At 53.7% G+C, this 16,070-nt stretch carries 17 protein-coding genes; 9 read left to right on the top strand and 8 right to left on the bottom strand.

What is annotated here, in order from left to right; genetic code table 11:
* Positions 1–28: 28 nt before the first annotated feature.
* From RHK62_RS11635 to RHK62_RS11625, 3 genes are read right to left on the bottom strand one after another with little or no spacing between them, the layout of a single operon-like run.
* A complete protein-coding gene (locus tag RHK62_RS11635; RefSeq protein WP_206200039.1) occupies positions 29–736 on the bottom strand; it encodes a GUN4 domain-containing protein in 708 nt (235 codons plus the stop codon).
* Positions 712–1,257, bottom strand: coding sequence for a D-glycero-beta-D-manno-heptose 1-phosphate adenylyltransferase (gene rfaE2, locus RHK62_RS11630; RefSeq protein ID WP_302678201.1), 546 nt, complete (start codon positions 1,255–1,257; stop codon positions 712–714). Before rfaE2 ends, RHK62_RS11635 begins: the two co-directional genes overlap by 25 nt.
* Positions 1,241–2,110, bottom strand: coding sequence for a branched-chain amino acid ABC transporter permease (locus tag RHK62_RS11625; protein WP_206200038.1), 870 nt, complete (start codon positions 2,108–2,110; stop codon positions 1,241–1,243). The genes rfaE2 and RHK62_RS11625 overlap by 17 nt, the downstream gene beginning before the upstream one ends.
* A 343-nt stretch (positions 2,111–2,453) precedes the next feature.
* On the opposite strand from RHK62_RS11625, the gene RHK62_RS11620 reads away from it, so the two are divergent.
* From RHK62_RS11620 to ychF, 5 genes are all read left to right on the top strand, one after another.
* On the top strand, positions 2,454–3,530 hold the full coding sequence (locus RHK62_RS11620; protein ID WP_149819063.1) for a glycosyltransferase family 4 protein: 1,077 nt from the start codon (positions 2,454–2,456) through the stop codon (positions 3,528–3,530).
* Between the two features lie 59 nt (positions 3,531–3,589).
* On the top strand, positions 3,590–4,948 hold the full coding sequence (locus tag RHK62_RS11615) for a glycosyltransferase family 1 protein (RefSeq protein WP_206200037.1): 1,359 nt from the start codon (positions 3,590–3,592) through the stop codon (positions 4,946–4,948).
* A 168-nt stretch (positions 4,949–5,116) separates the two neighbouring features.
* Positions 5,117–5,614, top strand: a complete 498-nt coding sequence (locus tag RHK62_RS11610; protein ID WP_206200036.1) for a DUF2085 domain-containing protein — start codon at positions 5,117–5,119, stop codon at positions 5,612–5,614.
* Between the two features lie 109 nt (positions 5,615–5,723).
* Positions 5,724–7,139, top strand: a complete 1,416-nt coding sequence (gene glnA / locus RHK62_RS11605; protein ID WP_310453752.1) for a type I glutamate--ammonia ligase — start codon at positions 5,724–5,726, stop codon at positions 7,137–7,139.
* Positions 7,140–7,374: 235 nt separating this feature from the next.
* Positions 7,375–8,466 carry a redox-regulated ATPase YchF gene (gene ychF / locus RHK62_RS11600; protein ID WP_302680005.1) on the top strand — a complete coding sequence of 364 codons (1,092 nt, stop codon included), beginning with the start codon at positions 7,375–7,377 and terminating at the stop codon, positions 8,464–8,466.
* Positions 8,467–8,489: 23 nt separating this feature from the next.
* Here the strand turns inward: ychF and RHK62_RS11595 are convergent, their stop codons facing one another.
* The 4 genes from RHK62_RS11595 to rodA all read right to left on the bottom strand — a co-directional run bounded on the left by RHK62_RS11595 (position 8,490) and on the right by rodA (position 11,076).
* Positions 8,490–8,942 (bottom strand): diacylglycerol kinase family protein, encoded by a 453-nt coding sequence (locus RHK62_RS11595; RefSeq protein WP_286627031.1) that lies wholly within the window; start codon positions 8,940–8,942, stop codon positions 8,490–8,492.
* Positions 8,943–9,070: 128 nt separating this feature from the next.
* Positions 9,071–9,559 carry an rRNA maturation RNase YbeY gene (gene ybeY, locus RHK62_RS11590; protein ID WP_286627029.1) on the bottom strand — a complete coding sequence of 163 codons (489 nt, stop codon included), beginning with the start codon at positions 9,557–9,559 and terminating at the stop codon, positions 9,071–9,073.
* A 20-nt stretch (positions 9,560–9,579) separates the two neighbouring features.
* On the bottom strand, positions 9,580–9,747 hold the full coding sequence (locus RHK62_RS11585) for a DUF3285 domain-containing protein (protein WP_149819048.1): 168 nt from the start codon (positions 9,745–9,747) through the stop codon (positions 9,580–9,582).
* 54 nt (positions 9,748–9,801) lie between these two features.
* Positions 9,802–11,076 carry a rod shape-determining protein RodA gene (gene rodA / locus RHK62_RS11580; protein WP_310453751.1) on the bottom strand — a complete coding sequence of 425 codons (1,275 nt, stop codon included), beginning with the start codon at positions 11,074–11,076 and terminating at the stop codon, positions 9,802–9,804.
* Between the two features lie 78 nt (positions 11,077–11,154).
* Between rodA and RHK62_RS11575 the strand changes: the two genes are divergently transcribed.
* Genes RHK62_RS11575 through RHK62_RS11560 form a run of 4 tightly spaced genes read left to right on the top strand, consistent with a single transcriptional unit; the run spans position 11,155 to position 14,754 of the window.
* Positions 11,155–11,724, top strand: a complete 570-nt coding sequence (locus RHK62_RS11575) for a HAMP domain-containing protein (RefSeq protein WP_149819044.1) — start codon at positions 11,155–11,157, stop codon at positions 11,722–11,724.
* On the top strand, positions 11,721–12,254 hold the full coding sequence (locus RHK62_RS11570; RefSeq protein WP_149819042.1) for a GIY-YIG nuclease family protein: 534 nt from the start codon (positions 11,721–11,723) through the stop codon (positions 12,252–12,254). The genes RHK62_RS11575 and RHK62_RS11570 overlap by 4 nt, the downstream gene beginning before the upstream one ends.
* The gene (locus tag RHK62_RS11565) at positions 12,251–13,132 is read left to right on the top strand and encodes a 3'(2'),5'-bisphosphate nucleotidase CysQ (protein ID WP_286627022.1); all 882 of its coding nucleotides are present in this window, start codon (positions 12,251–12,253) and stop codon (positions 13,130–13,132) included. The genes RHK62_RS11570 and RHK62_RS11565 overlap by 4 nt, the downstream gene beginning before the upstream one ends.
* A 53-nt stretch (positions 13,133–13,185) precedes the next feature.
* The gene (locus RHK62_RS11560) at positions 13,186–14,754 is read left to right on the top strand and encodes a serine protease (protein ID WP_190278256.1); all 1,569 of its coding nucleotides are present in this window, start codon (positions 13,186–13,188) and stop codon (positions 14,752–14,754) included.
* Here the strand turns inward: RHK62_RS11560 and RHK62_RS11555 are convergent.
* Positions 14,751–16,043 (bottom strand): hypothetical protein, encoded by a 1,293-nt coding sequence (locus tag RHK62_RS11555; RefSeq protein WP_310453750.1) that lies wholly within the window; start codon positions 16,041–16,043, stop codon positions 14,751–14,753. The two genes, RHK62_RS11560 and RHK62_RS11555, sit on opposite strands and share 4 nt — an antisense overlap.
* Positions 16,044–16,070 lie beyond the last annotated feature (27 nt).

The raw sequence follows: 16,070 nt of genomic DNA, 5'->3' as shown, positions 1-16,070 counted from the left end.
TGCTGCTACGCTTGTTGCTACCCCTATTCTAGGTTGTCCAAGCGGGATGATTGAGAAGAGCGTTGATCACCTGTACACCCCGCAGTTGATTGGTCAGGGGTAAATGGCCGCGCGGGGCACTCAAGTCCCAGATAAATTCATTCGGATAGCGCGGCCACCGCTTGCCCTGCCGCCAGCCAATTTTCTCCCACAGCCGATCCCAGTTTTGACCGCAGCCTAGCCACAGTTGCCGTTGCACCGAATAGCCAAAGCGGCCTAGGGAAAAGGCCAGCCATAGCTGATCAATGGTTTGCAAATCCACAATTGGCAACTGCTCCACCTCGGTGAAATACAGCCAGCGGCGTTTTTGTGCCATCGGGCCTGCCAGTTCACAGAGCTTTTGGCTGGTTAGGCGATCGGCGGCTTCAAATTTTTCGGCCACTAGGAGTTCAGCCAGTTCTCGATAGTCCACCCCGCGATCGGAGCGCAGCGGGATCACCCCTTGGGGATAGTGTTGTTGCAAAAAGGCTTGCACAGAGGCTTCTGGGCTGTGGAATAGAAGACGATAGGCCTGACCGCGAATCCAAGGGGCGGGTGGGGGGGAAAAGGTGGCACTGTCTTTGAGGAATTCCTGCAAGAGGTGATAGCCGTCACTGCCTGCTGTACTCAGGGTGGTCATGGCGGCCAGTTGGGATTTTTCGTTGCCGTTGTACAACTGCTCCCGTAAATCGGCTAAGGCTGGTTCTGTGGTAACCATGCGCCCGGTGACTCCTCCCCATGCAACTCTAAAATGCGTTGGACGATCGCCGTTGTCGAACTGGGAACCTCTACTTGAATGAGTTCAATGCGACCACCATAGCGCTGCACAGCCGCCGCTTCCGGTAGGGTCTCCAGTTGGTAATCGCCCCCCTTGACGTAGATCTCCGGTTGGAGAACCTCGATGAGGGTCGTGGCAGTGCGATCGCTAAATAGCAGCACCGCATCTACTGATCGTAAACTAGCAAGCACCTCTGCCCGCTGCTGTTCGGGAATAATTGGCCGTTTTGGCTTTAGAGTTGCCACCGAGCGATCGCTATTCAACCCCACCACCAAGCGTTTACCCAGGGCACGGGCTGCCGCCAGATAGCGCACATGACCCGCATGGATCAGGTCAAAACAGCCATTGGTAAACACCAAGGGGCGCCAGTCTTGGGGCGCAGCATTGATCGTAGCCACAAGGGCTTCAAGGGTGTAAAGGTTCAGGGGACTTCTCCTAAGAACACTAACTGAGTGTGCCACGAAATAGCCCTTGGGGACGTACTAAAAGCACCGCCATCATGATCACTAGGGCAACGGCCAGCTTGTATTCAGAAGGAATCATCAGGGTACTCATCTCCTGAGCCACGCCAATAATCAGGGCGCCAGCGATCGCCCCGTAGGGATTGCCAATGCCACCGAGAATCACACTGGCAAAGAGGGGCAAGATCAAAAACCAGCCCATCGTTGGCCGCACAGCCGTAATCAGGCCATAGAGACCCCCGGCCACCCCCGTGAGCACCCCCGCCAACAGCCAAGTACACAGCACCACCCACTCAACATCAATCCCCGAAACCCGCGCTAAATCTAAATCATCTGCCACCGCTCGCATGGCTTTGCCCACCTTGGTGCGTTGCAGGATTAAGTGCACAGTAGCGATCGCCACCACTGCCAAAATCATGACAATCACCTTCGCGTAAATAATTTTCACGCCCCAAAAATCAAGGGCAGGCATCACTGGCAGCCGATAGGTTTGGTTTTCACTGCCCCAGATGAGAATCACGGCATTGCGCAGCAGAAACGACAGACCAATGGAAATAATAATCAGTGTTGTGGAAGTTGCGCGGCGATCGCGCATTGGCTGCCACAGGAGCTTCTCACTCAGGAGCATTAACCCTGCCGTTCCCAAGCCACCGATCGCCATTGAGAGCCAAATATCCAGTCCTGTTGCATTAGCCACCAGCGTTAGGTAGGCTCCCGCCGTCATAAAGTCGCCGTGGGCAAAATTGGGCAGGCGCAAAATCCCAAATGTGAGCGTCAAACCCACTGCTGCGAGGGCAATAATACTGCCCACCGCCAATCCGTTAACAAAGAGTTGAATCAGTTGAATATCCATGAACGATTGCGACTAAAATTTGAGAAAACGTGAAAGGGGCAGCACCTGCTCATAGAATAGCGATCAGTGGGGTGTTTAGACGAGAGCATTTTCTCTCACTGGAAAAAGTGAGTTCTATCTCGAAAGCTTCAAGCCAAACCCAAGATTATATCTTGATTTATACTGCCAAAATGTAGCGACAATAACAAATAATAGTACGGATTCCCGAAGTTTCAGGTAGGGATTTACCCCCTTGGTCTTTTTCAGTGAGATTGCGTACCGTTGAGGCAGCCATGCTGCTGAGTCAATCGCGCGATTAGCATCAAGGCAGCGGTGACCAACCGTATTGTTCGAGGAGGCTTGTATGCGCATTGCTCAAATCGCTCCCCTGTGGGAACGGGTACCGCCGCCAGCCTACGGGGGTGTGGAGTTGGTGGTGAGTCTGCTCACAGAAGAGTTAGTCAAACGAGGGCACGAGGTCACGCTGTTTGCCAGTGGCGATTCTATTACCCAAGCCAAATTGGTTTCTACCTATCCCCACGCCATTCGCCTCGATCCCAATGTGCAGGAATATGCCGTCTATGAAGCCCTGCAACTGGGAGAAGTCTTTAGTCGCGCCAATGAATTTGATGTCATCCATTCCCATGTGGGCTATACGGCTTTACCCTACGCCAGCCTGGTGAAAACACCCGTTGTTCACACGCTCCATGGTCGCTTTACGACGGATAATGAGCGCATTTTCAGCCAATATCGCAACCAAAACTATGTCAGTATTTCCCATTCCCAGCGGCAACTACGGGATTTGAACTACATTGCCACGGTCTATAACGCCATTGCCGTGGAAACCCATCACTTCTATTCCCAGCCCAGCGATCCACCCTATTTGGCCTTCTTGGGACGGCTCTCGCCGGAAAAAGGCCCTCACCATGCCATTGAAATTGCTAAGCGAGTGGGCATCCCCCTGCGGATGGCCGGCAAAGTGGATCGGGTGGATCGCGACTACTTCAAGGAATTGATTGAACCCCACATTGATGGTGAATTGATCCAATTTATCGGCGAAGCAGATCATCCAACCAAAAATGCTCTCCTAGGTGGAGCGATCGCCATGCTCTTTCCGATTACGTGGCAGGAACCCTTTGGCCTAGTGATGATTGAGTCCATGGCAGCCGGTACACCAGTGGTGGCGATCGCCAAGGGGGCAGCGCCTGAAGTGATTGAGCACGGCAAAACCGGTTTTCTGTGTCACTCCGTTGACGAATGTGTGGCGGCTGTTGCCCAAGTGCCGCAACTGGATCGCATGGCCTGTCGAGACTATGTTTGGCAGCGGTTCAGTGTTGAACGGATGGTGAGCGAGTATGAAGCAGTTTATGATACCGTTCTCGCCGACACCTTTGTCCATAATGGACATCGTAGGGGGACGATTGAACTGCTGGCCAGTTAAGTGTATCCCTGAACCCTGTGCAAAAGTGTTTTTTTGACCGTTATTCAAAAGGTGTATTTATGCAAGCATTATCAACCCGTACAGCAAAAAATACACTTCCTCGGGCGTTTGCCATGCCCCAACCGCAGGTGCCTGCCCGTCAACCCATTGCCTTGATTTCTGTGCATGGGGATCCCGCCGCTGATGTCGGCCATGAATCCGCCGGTGGTCAAAATATCTATGTACGGCAATTGGGGGAAGCCCTCGCGGCAGCCGGGTGGCACGTGGATATGTTTACCCGCAAAATCCATCCCGATGACCCCGATGTCATTGAGCACAGTCCCCACTGTCGCACCATTCGCCTCGAGGCAGGGCCTTTGACCTATATTCCGCGTGAGAAACTCTTTGAGACCTTGCCGAAGTTTGTCGAAGCCTTCAAGGCTTACCATGCCAAATATGGCTATCCCCTGATCCACACCAATTACTGGCTCTCTGGCTGGGTGGGTTGGCAGTTGCGTCAGGAGTTGAATTTCCAATGGCTGCACACCTACCATTCCTTGGGGGTGGTGAAATATCAAGTGGCTTCTGAGCAAGCCCAACGGGATGAAACCCGCCTCATGGTGGAAAAAGCCATCCTTGAAAATGCCGACTGTGTGATTGTGACTAGCCCCCAAGAGGAAGCCTACCTACGGCGTTGGGTCTCCAAGGCAGGGCAAACACGTCTGATTCCCTGTGGCACGAATTTGCATCTCTTTTACCCCGTGGCCGATGCCCGTGCCCAACTGAATTTGCCTGCCGATGAGCCGATTGTGCTCTATGTGGGTCGCTTTGATCGCCGCAAAGGGATTGAAACGCTGGTGGCAGCGATGGCTCAGGTACCCCAAGGGCGGTTACTGCTTGTGGGGGGGAGTGATCCGCAGCGCAGTGATGGTGCCGAACGGCGGCGCATTGAAGGATTAGTGCAGGAGTACAACTTGGGCGATCGCGTGACCTTTGTCGGGCAAATTGACCATGAGCGCTTGGCGGTTTACTACAGTGCTGCCAATGTCTGCGTTGTGCCCAGCTACTATGAACCCTTTGGCTTGGTGGCCATTGAAGCCATGGCCTGTGGCACGCCGGTGATTGCCTCTGCGGTTGGGGGTCTGCAATTCACGGTGATTCCCGAAAAAACAGGGCTACTGGTGCCGCCTCAGGATGCTCCTGCCTTGGCCAAGGCCATTCAGCGTATCTTGGCTAATCCAGCTTGGGCGCGTACCCTTGGGGAAAATGGCCGCGAGCGGGTGCAAGCCCTCTTCAACTGGGAAGCGATCGCCCTCCAGATGGGGCAACTGTACCGGCAACTCTTTGCTGCCTCCCTCATGGGGAATTCACCGCGCTTAGAGACGGTTAAGAACACAGCCCCACTGACAACCGTGACCAAAGCTGCCTTAGCCTCCTAAGCTTCTTAATGACGTGGCAGAGTGGTTGAGGACAAGATTAAGCAGCATTCCCGTGTGGAGGGATCATCTCTATCTCGCCGCTCTGCCCAATTACTGATTGCCCTTGCTGTGAACAATTTGTTAAATTCTAGGGGGTTGTTTATCATTTTGTATCATTTCTAACATCCAATGGTGCGGTGGCGATCGCTTTCTCCTCTATGGCCTGATGTCATTCTGGCGGCACTGATTCTAGGTCCTTTGTTTGCGCCTTTCTTGGCCGCTAGTCATTTTCTTTTCTTGCCTAAAATTGCCCACATTATCTACACGATGGGCAATCATGTATGTCCACAGCCAGAAATGGGCTTGATGCTCGCTCCCCCTTGGAAAATGGCGGTGTGCATGCGCTGCTATGGCACCCTTTTGGGCGTTCTCCTCACCCGTTGGTGGATTGAGCGTTCCACCACTGCCCGCGAGTGGTACTGGCTGCCGCAGTATGGTCTGGGGGGCTTTTTAGTGGCGGTGTTGTTAATGCTGTTTTATCCCCTTGAGTGGGCACTGCAACACTATGGCGTCTGGGGCTATTCCAATTGGATTGTCTTTCCCTTTGGGGCGATCGCGGGACTGGGCTTGGGATTACTGATCATGCCCCTGTTATATCCCAAACAGCGCCTTGCTACCTCCCGCTAGGGAGCAAACACCGAAATTTTGGTAGCCTCCGATACAAAAATTAACTGGGGCAACTTTCTACCATAGATTGTCGCTGTGGTGCGCCCAATACAGAAGGAGTAACCTATACATGGCAACGCCCCAAGAAATCTTGAATTTGATCAACAGCAAGTACGAGCTCATCGACTTGAAATTTATTGACATGCCCGGCACGTGGCAACACCTGACGGTTCACAAGAGCCAAATTGACGAACGTTCATTTACCGAGGGTGTGCCCTTCGACGGCTCCAGTATTCGCGGTTGGAAAGCGATCAACGAATCCGACATGGTGATGGTGCCGGATCCGGATACGGCGTGGGAAGACCCCTTCATGAAAGAACCCACCCTGAGCATGATTTGCACCATCAAAGATCCACGCACCGGAGAACTCTACGATCGCTGCCCGCGCTCCATTGCCACCCGTGCCATTGAGTACCTAAAAGCCACCGGCATTGGTGATACGGCCTACTTTGGCCCCGAAGCCGAGTTCTTTGTTTTCGATGACGTTCGCTACGACCAAAACCAAAAGTCTGGCTACTACTACGTTGATAGTATTGAAGGTGTTTGGAACACTGGCCGCGAAGAAGAAGGGGGCAACCTTGGCTACAAAATCCGTGGCAAAGAGGGCTACTTCCCTGTTGCGCCGACGGATACACTGCAAGACCTGCGGACAGAAATGCTCTTAACGATGGCCAAGTGCGGTGTGCCCATTGAAAAACATCACCACGAAGTGGCCACAGGAGGTCAGTGCGAGTTGGGTTTCCGCTTTGGCACTCTCATTCAAGCTGCCGACTGGCTGATGACCTATAAGTACTGCGTCAAGAACGTTGCCCGCAAGCACGGTAAAGTGGCAACCTTTATGCCCAAGCCTGTCTTCAACGACAACGGTTCGGGGATGCACACCCACCAGTCGATTTGGAAAGATGGTCAGCCCCTGTTCTGGGGCGAGGGCTACGCCAATTTGAGCCAAATTGCCCTCTGGTACATTGGGGGTCTTCTCAAGCACGCTCCAGCGCTGCTGGCCTTTACCAACCCGACAACGAACTCCTACAAGCGCCTAGTTCCCGGCTTTGAAGCCCCCGTGAACCTTGCCTATTCCCAAGGCAACCGCTCTGCCTCTGTGCGGATTCCTCTCACTGGTGCCAATCCCAAAGCGAAGCGCCTAGAGTTTCGTTGCCCCGATGCCACCAGTAACCCCTACCTTGCCTTTGCGGCGATGCTGTGTGCGGGCATTGATGGCATCAAGAATCAAATTGATCCGGGTAGCCCCTTGGATGTTGATATCTATGACCTCAGCCCCGAAGAACTGGCCAAAATTCCCTCCACCCCCGGTTCACTCATGGCGGCTCTGGAAAACCTGCAAAAGGATCATAGCTTCCTCACAGCGGGCGGTGTCTTTAGCGAAGACTTTATCCTCAACTGGATTCAGTACAAGCTGGACACAGAAGTGATTCCCATGTCCCTGCGTCCTCACCCCTATGAATTCACCCTCTACTTTGATGCCTAGGGCAGTGAATCCCTAGAGCCTCCCATTTAGGCACAGAGCACTTAGAGGCACTCATCAAGGGTTGCCTCTTTTATTTTTGTTGCCGATTCTTCTCTGACAGCGGTTTTGAGTGTGCCCGTAGTTGCCTAGGGCTGGAATTTCTGATAAGTTGGAGTGTTATTGAAAATTAACCTTCCCATTTTTGGGTGCAATGGCTGGGAAATGTCTTCCCTTGAGAATGAGGTTGTAGGGTCTGATGTTACGCGCGGGAATTGTCGGCCTACCGAATGTGGGCAAATCAACGCTGTTTAATGCCCTTGTGGCCAATGCCAAGGCCGAGGCGGCCAATTTTCCGTTTTGTACGATTGAACCCAATGTCGGTGTGGTGGCCGTCCCCGATGAACGGCTGGAGGTATTGGCAAAAATTTCCCAATCAGCGCAGATCGTGCCGACACGGGTAGAGTTTGTGGATATTGCGGGTTTGGTGAAGGGAGCCAGCAAAGGGGAAGGATTGGGCAACCAGTTCTTGGCCAATATTCGCGAGGTGGATGCCATTGTGCACGTGGTGCGCTGCTTTGAAGATGAGGATATTGTCCACGTGGCAGGTCGCGTCAATCCTGTCGAGGATATTGCGGTCATTAACTTAGAACTTGCCCTTGCGGATTTAGCGCAAATTGAAAAACGGATTGAACGTACCCGTAAGGCAGCGCGATCGCAAAAAGAGGCACAGATTGAACTCACGGCTCTTGAAAAGCTCCTTGGCGTGCTCAATGAGGGACAGCCTGCTCGTCTGTGTCAACTGACGGAGGACGAAGAAGCCGCCATTCGCTTTCTGGGATTGCTCACCCGTAAGCCCGTGATCTATGCCGCTAATGTGGCTGAGCAGGATTTGGCCACTGGCAATGAATGGACAGCGGCGGTTCAGGAGATTGCCCAGCAGGAGGGGGCGGAGGTGGTGATTGTCTCTGCTCAGGTGGAGGCTGAACTTGTGGATTTGCCCGAGGGCGATCGCGCTGAATATCTTGCTAGCTTGGGGGTCACTGAAGGGGGCTTGCGATCGCTGATTCGCTCAACCTACAAGTTGCTGGGTCTGCAAACCTTTTTTACTACAGGGCCTAAGGAAACTCGAGCCTGGACGATTCCAGCGGGTGCCAAAGCCCCCCAAGCCGCAGGCGTTATTCACAGTGACTTTGAGCGGGGTTTTATTCGCGCTGAGACGGTGAGCTACGCAGACCTAGTGGCCTGTCAGTCCATGACGGTGGCTAAGGAAAAAGGCCTAGTCCGCAGTGAAGGTAAAGATTATGTTGTGCAGGAGGGGGATGTGATGCTCTTCCGCTTTAATGTTTAGCCCCTCCTGATTGGATGACAAGTTTATAGCAACGTTCCCACAATCGGATAAACCAAGGGCGGCACAATTAAGGCCATCGCCACCCCCACCGCTGCGATCGCGCTGAGCAGAACCGCACCAGCGGCACAATCCTTGGCAATGCGAGCGAGATCATGATATTGCTTACCAACGGTGAGATCCACCACCGCTTCAAGAGCCGTATTCAGCAGCTCTAGCCCCATGACAACACCAATCGTGAGCAAAATCACTGCCACCTCAACGGGGGGAAGTTTTAACAGACCACTGAGGGCGATCGCGCTAAGACCAACTGCGGTGTGAATCCGAAAATTGCGCTGAGTTTGAAAGGCATAGACCACTCCCGCCCATGCATAACGGAAACTATTCAGTAAAGAGGGCGCCACACGGTAGGAGCGCTGTCGCAGTATGGTTATCCCTGATGTTTTCTCAGCGTAGGTGGCAAGAACTTTTTGTGTCATAACGTTACCCATCACACCAAACATTGGTCTTTAAGTGTTGACGCTGGATTCCATACACCTTAAAAAGTTTTTCAAAAAATTTGGCTGTTAACGCCTTCCATTTAAGCACATCCTTTGGGATTTCGTTCCTATGGATCATCGGGAGAATAGGGAGGGGCAAGACCCACTGCCCTAAGACACTCAGCCTGCTGGGCAAGCATGCGCGCCAATTGCGTCTCATCGGGATGATCCCAGCCCAAAAGATGGAGGAGGCCATGGCAAGCCAGCCAAGTCACTTCTATGGATAGAGAATACCCCCCTTCTCTGGCTTGCTTTCGGGCGGTGTCGCCAGAAATAATAATGTCCCCTAGGTACTCTGGTTCTGCAGGGGGCAGAGGAAGCCCGTAGTCACGGGTGGCAAAGGCGAGTACATCCGTAGGGGTGTCGCGATCGCGATACTGATAATTAAGCACCTGAATTTCAGCATCCGTCGTTAAACGCAGTGTTACCTCATAGGCCTTACCTTGGTTTGGTTCAACCATGGCAATCCACGTGCGAAACCACACTTGCCAAGGAAGTTCTGCCACCTCATTGCTCAGGGAAGGATCGTGAAGTTCTAGATAGACGGTAACCGTCATTTGTTTTTGCTGTGTTCTCACTAGCGGGTGAGGTAGGACAAGCCCACCAACAACGCCAACAGACCGATACTGGTGAGGGCAAAATGGGTCAGAGATTTGCCCCCCTTGCGTACCATGTTCCGCATGGCCAATTTGACATAACTGGGCTGCTCGACAGGGGAGGGCGTGGGTTCTGGGGACTCGCTCATGGGATTTCACTGCTATGGGCAATCTTCATGAATTTTAACAAAGGGTGCTTGACTTCAGTAGCGCGATCGCAGGCAATGATTGGCCACCGATTGCACTAGCCCCAAACCAATATAGGTTGCCAAAAGGGCAGAACGGCCATAGCTGAGGAAGGGCAAGGGAATACCCGTCACAGGAAATAGGTTCATGGTCATGCCGATATTGACCACCGCTTGGAACATCAGCATTGCAAAGAGACCAATGGCTAGGAGCGAGCCAAAATCATTGCGGGCGCTATTGGCAATTTGCAATAGCCGCAGGCCAATCAACCAAAACAGTCCTAAAACCAGCAGCCCCCCCAAAAAGCCTAATTCCTCACCGATGGCGGAGAAAATAAAGTCCGTGTGCTGCTCAGGGATAAACCCCAATTGTGTCTGCGTGCCGTGAAACAGCCCTCGCCCCCACAGTCCACCCGCACCAATGGCAATGCGGGATTGGATCAGGTGATAGCCCGCCCCCAAGGGATCCTTATCGGGATCTAAAAACATTAAGAGGCGGTCTTTTTGGTAGTCCTTGAGAACACTCCACAGCAATTGACCCAGTCCTGCCCCTGAAAGGTTCAGAACAATGCCGCCGATCGCCCCAATCCACCCCAAGGGCAGGTTTTGCCATGCCACAACCCCCATCCCTAATGTCCACAGGAACCACAGCACCAGATTGAGTGCATAGGGCAGCGGTAGGGCAAAGAGAATGGCCGCCACCAAAGGAGAGAGCATCAGCACAATCCAGCCCAAACGGGCATTGGCCCAATAGAGCATGCCCAAGGTGATGGCGCCAAAGACAAGGGAGGTCCCCAAATCAGGTTCGGATAAAATCAACCCTAGGGGCAAGACCGTTGCCGCAAACACCCGTAGAATACCCCTGAGGCCATTGGCAGGCACCCGCTGGAGAAGGGCAGCTTGGGTGAGGATGATCGAGATTTTGGCAAATTCTGAAGGCTGGAGGTTAAAGCCCGCAATGGGCAGCCAACTTTGGGCACCGTTAGCTTCCACACCAAATAAGCTCACAGCCAGTAGAAGGGCACAACTGATACCATAGACCCACCAATGGACTGAGATAAAGACCGATGTCGGCACCCGTGCCAGTAGGAAAAGCAAAATCGTCCCCACGCCCGCGATCGCCAGATGTTGGAAGCCATCCTTTTCGCCAATGTGCAGCTCGGCACTGTGAATCGCCACTGCCCCCAACAGCGTAATCAGCCATACGGCAATTAAAAGGAGCCAATCCATCCCCCGCCAAGGGTGGAGCCAAGCAGACCAGCGGCGTTGCCATAGCCGAGTTGTCCAAAACATCGCCCAATATCCTTCGTTCGCACTAGGCTGGAACAGTGGTGGTTTGATCAAGATTCCCATTCTACCCTGAGTGGATCTATGCTTCGGTGGCAACAGGGTTGGTCAAGGCTTTTGTGGTCAATTTCGGGGCGGCTGCTGCTGGTGATGCTGCTGATTTCCCTATTACCGATGGGGATGGTGGTGCTCTACAACCAAACTGAAAGCAATGTCTGTGTTGGGGTCATTCTCATTTCCCTGATTGTGGCTCCTTCGATTACTAAGCCGATTCGTACCCTTGTCAGTGCTGCCCACGCCCTCAAGCATGATCAGTTTAACCAGCTTGATCCCAGAGTTCTCAGGCACTATGCTCAAGGGAGTGATGACATGGCAGAACTTGCCCAAGTCTTTTTGGACATGGCACAGGCGGTAGAGCAGCGCCAAGATCAACTGGAGGAGGAACTGAGTGAACTAAAAATCGAAATTGACCAAGAAAAGCGAAAGAAATCCGTTGCCGAAATTACCAGCACCGACTACTTTCAAAAACTGCACCAACGGGCACAACAATTGCGCCAACGGGCCCATACCAAATCTCCCACTCCTGCCACACATCCACAGATAGGGCATACTGAGGGTGAAGCACGCAAAGATGAGCCACCCCTGCCAACATGAGCTTTCCTGCGCCGACTTTGGCTGAATTGCCCTTCCATCCCTACATTGATGATTCAGGCCGGGTAGCACCGGATCTTAAGGGGGCGATCGGTCTCTATGCCATTTTTGATGCCACTGGCAGCGTACAGTATATTGGCTATTCGCGGGATATGCGACTGAGTTTGCTGCAACACCTTGTGCGTTGTCCCCAGCAGTGTCGTGGCTATAAGGCGATCGCCATCGAACGTCCCGATCGCCCGTGGCTAGAAGCTGTAAAACAACAGTGGCTAGCGGAATTGGGAACCGTCCCCCTCGGCAACGATCGCGATCGCCCCCAGTGGGAAAATGCCATTGATGTCAGGGAGCAAATGACCGAGGCCGAACGCACTGCATGGGCAAGTGCCGATCCATTGACGCAACCGAAACTGCTAAAACAGGTGGCGCGGCGGGTTGAAGCAGCAATTCTAGAACAGCTAAAGCAGCGATCGCTACAGGAGCCGCTGGTCTTTAACGCCAAACTGAAGGAAAGTGGACGGCTGGACCTCAAATGATGACTTCTCCCCCCCTGACCTCTAGCCAAATCTGGCAGATCAATCAACTTCTGCGCCAAGCGGGGCAGCGGGCACGGCAACTGGCACAGCAACCCTTTGAGGTCATTGAAAAGGGACGCCAAGACTTTGCCACCAGTATTGATCGCTTCTTGGATCGGCTGCTAAGTCAGAAATTTCGCGCTTGGTTTCCTGAGGATGGCATCATCAGCGAAGAAAATGCTGACTCCCAAGCGATCTTTCAAGAACCGAAAAATCGCTACTGGCTGATTGATCCCCTCGATGGCACGGATGATCTGATTCACCATCGCCAAGGTTACGCCCTCATGGTGGGCCTGCTGGCGCACTACAGTCCAGTGGCGGGTTGGATCTATGCTCCCAATCTGGATCACCTCTACTATGGCGGTAAAGATTGGGGACTCTTTCAGATGAGCAGTGGTGGCCCCCCTGTCCCCCTCTTACCCGTTTGCCCGCCCTCTCCTAATGAAGACCATTGCCCGATCATGATTGGCTATCGCGACTACCGCACCTACGGCGATGCAATTCATCAGGTGTTGCCCCAAGTGGAATTTCGCTTTCTGGGCAGTTTTGGCCTCAAGGTGATTGAAGTGATTTTGGGACGGGCGGGACTCTACCTTTACTTAAATCAGCGGGTGAAGCTCTGGGACACCACCGCCCCCTTGGCTTTAGCAACGGCAGCAGGTTTGGTGTGCACCGACTTGCAGGGAAATCCCTTGCGCTTTGATGCTACGGGGTTACAGGGACAGACCCTTGCCCATCAGCAACCAATTCTCATTGGCTGGCCAGAGTATATCGCTGCCTTGCGATCGCCCTTGGTGGAGGCGATTACCGCCGTTCAACTGTCCCTTGGCTCTACCTAGAATCCCTGAGAAATAGGCTATCGTGGGGCTAGAGTCTGCTTGGAGGCATCCCGATGGGGCGCTGGCACAGTTGGTCATTGGTAGGAATGGCGATCGCCACCGTCCATATTGCTCAGCCTTTTCCGGCTCAAGGGGTGAGCGTTACAGAAGTTGCCCGCATTGCCAAAAATATCACCGTGCTCATTGAAGGTGCCAACAGCCACGGCTCAGGTATCCTACTGCAGCGCAAGGGCAGTACCTACGTTATCCTCACCGCCTACCATGTGGTTGAAAAGGCCGGCCAGTACACGGTGAAAACGGTTGATGGTCAGCGCTATGCCATGCGACCCAATTCCATTCGTCGCTTGCCCGGCGTTGATCTGGCCACGCTGGAAATTGAAAGCAACCGCGATTACACCCTTGCCACACTGGGAAACTCCGTAGAGGCAGTGGAGGGCATGCCCGTTTTTGTGGCTGGTTTTCCTGCTCAGGAGGCCTCGGTTCTGGGGGGCATTTATCAATTTACCGAGGGGCGGTTGACGGCCAATGCCTCGCGTCCGATTCAAGATGGCTATGCCTTGGTCTATAGCAATCCCACCTTGCCGGGGATGAGTGGCGGCCCTGTCCTCGATGAAAATGGCCGTTTAATTGGGGTTCATGGCAGTGCCGATATTGCTTCTACCCTTGTGCAGGAGGGCAGTGGCTCCAGTACTGTCTTTGTGAAACGCGGCTTTAATCTCGGCATTCCCATCAATACCTACTTGAGTTTGGCCACACCGTCGCGGGAAACCACGGTTCTGCCTGCCCCGACCCCCCTGAAGGCAGCGGACTATTTCCTCGCCGCTGAGGAGCACTTCCAACGCAAGAATTTTGCCGCCGCCATTGACAACTATACCCAGGCGATCGCCCTCAATCCCAACTACAGTGAAGCCTATCTGGGACGGGCCGTAGCGCAAATGTTTGCCCTTGTGCCTCACCAAGACTTTAATCAGCTCGGTGAAGAACTGGGAACCAAGTACCTGAGTCGTCTGACCCAAGGTAACCCTATTCTCAAGGATGCCTTTCCCCCCAACCCGCCCACCCCGATGCTGGATACGTTTGTCCGCAATATGGCTGAACGCCCCGGCACGATTCAGCAGGACATTGCCAAGGCGATCGCCCTCAATCCCCAGTACACCGAAGCCTATGGCATCCGTAGCTTTTTGAATTTGCTCCTCGGCAACTTTGGTACTGCCGTTGCGGATAGCGATCGCGCCCTTGCCCTCAGTCCCAACAACAGCGATCTACAGATGATTCAATCCTTGGCGCTGTTTCTCAGTGGCGATTTTCGCCGCAGTATCCCCGTGTTTGATCGTCTCATTGCCGCCAATCCCAAGAGCACCGACTATCATTTGCTGCGGGGAATTGCGGCTTTTCTCATGGGAGATTATGCCCTCAGTCGCCCCAGTTGGACGGCCTTGACGCAACTCACCCCCAAAGATCCCATCCCCTTTGCGGTGCGGGGTGTAACGTATCTCCTTGAACAGAACTCCAAAGCGAGCCTACCGGATCTGCGCCAAGCCGCTGAACTCTATCGCCAACAGGGGAATATGCAGTCCTACAACGAAATGATGGACGCAATTCGTCAGATTGAGAACCGCTAGCGTTGCCACTGCTGCAAGAGCCAACGACCCAAACGAATCAGGTGTTCTTCAATCCAGAGAAACAGGCGATCGCACCACAGCAGCAGCCGTTCAAACCAGTGGAGTTCATAGCCAATCAGGGCAGCATCCACATCAAGAATTAACTGCTCTGGATTTGGAGGGACACTGGTGGCCGCAGTTTCTGAGGGTGGCGAATGGGCTAGGGAATCAGAGCGACTGCCTAGGCTAAGCAGGGTCTCCACGGGAGAAAAGACGGGCAGAGGATCCGTAGCCGCCAATAGCGGTGAATTTACGGCTGCCACCACTGGGGGTTGGAATCCCCCTAGCCAATAGGAGAGTTGACTCAGCCAGTTTGGGAAGGGCAGCTTGAAGGGATTGAGATGGCGTTCAATCCAAGCCAGAACTTGCGCCTGTTGGGCAGGGGTGAGGGTATAAAGAATCTCGTTATCGGTGCCGATGAGCACCATCTGCTGGGTTTCTAGAAGGGTGGCAATCCCCTGTACCCGCCCTTGGGACAGCATATTTTTGCGGCCGAAGGGAAGGCGCGATCGCAACCAGCGGAGGGCAGCGGTTAGGGGAGACACCGTGGGTAGGACTAAATCCCCTTCACTAGCACCTGTTAACTGAAGTTGCCCTAGAAAATTGCCCACCAAACAGGACGGTGGGTTAGAGCCTGCTTTGAGCGATCGCTGCTGCCAACCCCAGAGCCAGTGATGCCGTCGCCGATACCACTGCCGAAGGTGCTGATAGTACACTGCCAAGGCATAGGCAATGCGTTGCTCAATTTGCCGCTGTTCTGTGGCGGTGAAGATTTTCAAGGGACGGGCAGCCTCATCCACAAGCAATAGGGATTTTGCGGCGCGATCGCAGGCAAGGTAAAAGGGTTGCCGCTGTGCCAAAGGTGCATCCTGTGGTGGTAACGTCTTGGACGGGGGTTGAAACCAGCGCTGCCACCAAGTCAATGGACGGGCAATGGGGGCGATCGCCACCACCCAAGAGTCATCCTCCCCTTTCGTCAGGGAGAGGGCAGACATCACAGTTAGCAGTGCTTCATCGGCAGGGGGTGCCGCTGTGGGTTGCGCTAGGAGGCGTTGACGCATTCGAGAGACGCTGCCCATGAGTTGGGGGAGTCCCCGCTGCCAAACCTGTGCCAGAATGGCGCCAATCACCTGCAGCGTGCCACTGAGGCTGCTTTCAATTTGCCATAGTTGGCGTTGCCAGTGTTGCCGCCAACGGTGCCATTGCTGTTGCCAAAAGCTCAAGAAGCGACTCTGATAGGAAACTGCCATCGCAGCTTTGGGGGTAGAGGAATATAA

Source organism: Thermosynechococcus sp. HY213 (assembly GCF_031460975.1).
Lineage (GTDB): Bacteria > Cyanobacteriota > Cyanobacteriia > Thermosynechococcales > Thermosynechococcaceae > Thermosynechococcus.
The sequence above is the reverse complement of the archived record's forward strand: the minus strand, read 5'-3'. Positions and strand labels throughout refer to the sequence as shown.

Bases quoted from the DNA above. Each gene is read 5' to 3' on its own strand.
- RHK62_RS11635 (WP_206200039.1), bottom strand. From the start codon at position 736: ATGGTTACCACAGAACCAGCCTTAGCCGATTTACGGGAGCAGTTGTAC.
- RHK62_RS11625 (WP_206200038.1), bottom strand. From the start codon at position 2,110: ATGGATATTCAACTGATTCAACTCTTTGTTAACGGATTGGCGGTGGGC.
- RHK62_RS11620 (WP_149819063.1), top strand. From the start codon at position 2,454: ATGCGCATTGCTCAAATCGCTCCCCTGTGGGAACGGGTACCGCCGCCA.
- RHK62_RS11615 (WP_206200037.1), top strand. From the start codon at position 3,590: ATGCAAGCATTATCAACCCGTACAGCAAAAAATACACTTCCTCGGGCG.
- RHK62_RS11610 (WP_206200036.1), top strand. From the start codon at position 5,117: ATGGTGCGGTGGCGATCGCTTTCTCCTCTATGGCCTGATGTCATTCTG.
- glnA (WP_310453752.1), top strand. From the start codon at position 5,724: ATGGCAACGCCCCAAGAAATCTTGAATTTGATCAACAGCAAGTACGAG.
- ychF (WP_302680005.1), top strand. From the start codon at position 7,375: ATGTTACGCGCGGGAATTGTCGGCCTACCGAATGTGGGCAAATCAACG.
- RHK62_RS11595 (WP_286627031.1), bottom strand. From the start codon at position 8,942: ATGACACAAAAAGTTCTTGCCACCTACGCTGAGAAAACATCAGGGATA.
- ybeY (WP_286627029.1), bottom strand. From the start codon at position 9,559: ATGACGGTTACCGTCTATCTAGAACTTCACGATCCTTCCCTGAGCAAT.
- RHK62_RS11585 (WP_149819048.1), bottom strand. From the start codon at position 9,747: ATGAGCGAGTCCCCAGAACCCACGCCCTCCCCTGTCGAGCAGCCCAGT.
- rodA (WP_310453751.1), bottom strand. From the start codon at position 11,076: ATGTTTTGGACAACTCGGCTATGGCAACGCCGCTGGTCTGCTTGGCTC.
- RHK62_RS11575 (WP_149819044.1), top strand. From the start codon at position 11,155: ATGCTTCGGTGGCAACAGGGTTGGTCAAGGCTTTTGTGGTCAATTTCG.
- RHK62_RS11570 (WP_149819042.1), top strand. From the start codon at position 11,721: ATGAGCTTTCCTGCGCCGACTTTGGCTGAATTGCCCTTCCATCCCTAC.
- RHK62_RS11565 (WP_286627022.1), top strand. From the start codon at position 12,251: ATGATGACTTCTCCCCCCCTGACCTCTAGCCAAATCTGGCAGATCAAT.
- RHK62_RS11560 (WP_190278256.1), top strand. From the start codon at position 13,186: ATGGGGCGCTGGCACAGTTGGTCATTGGTAGGAATGGCGATCGCCACC.
- RHK62_RS11555 (WP_310453750.1), bottom strand. From the start codon at position 16,043: ATGGCAGTTTCCTATCAGAGTCGCTTCTTGAGCTTTTGGCAACAGCAA.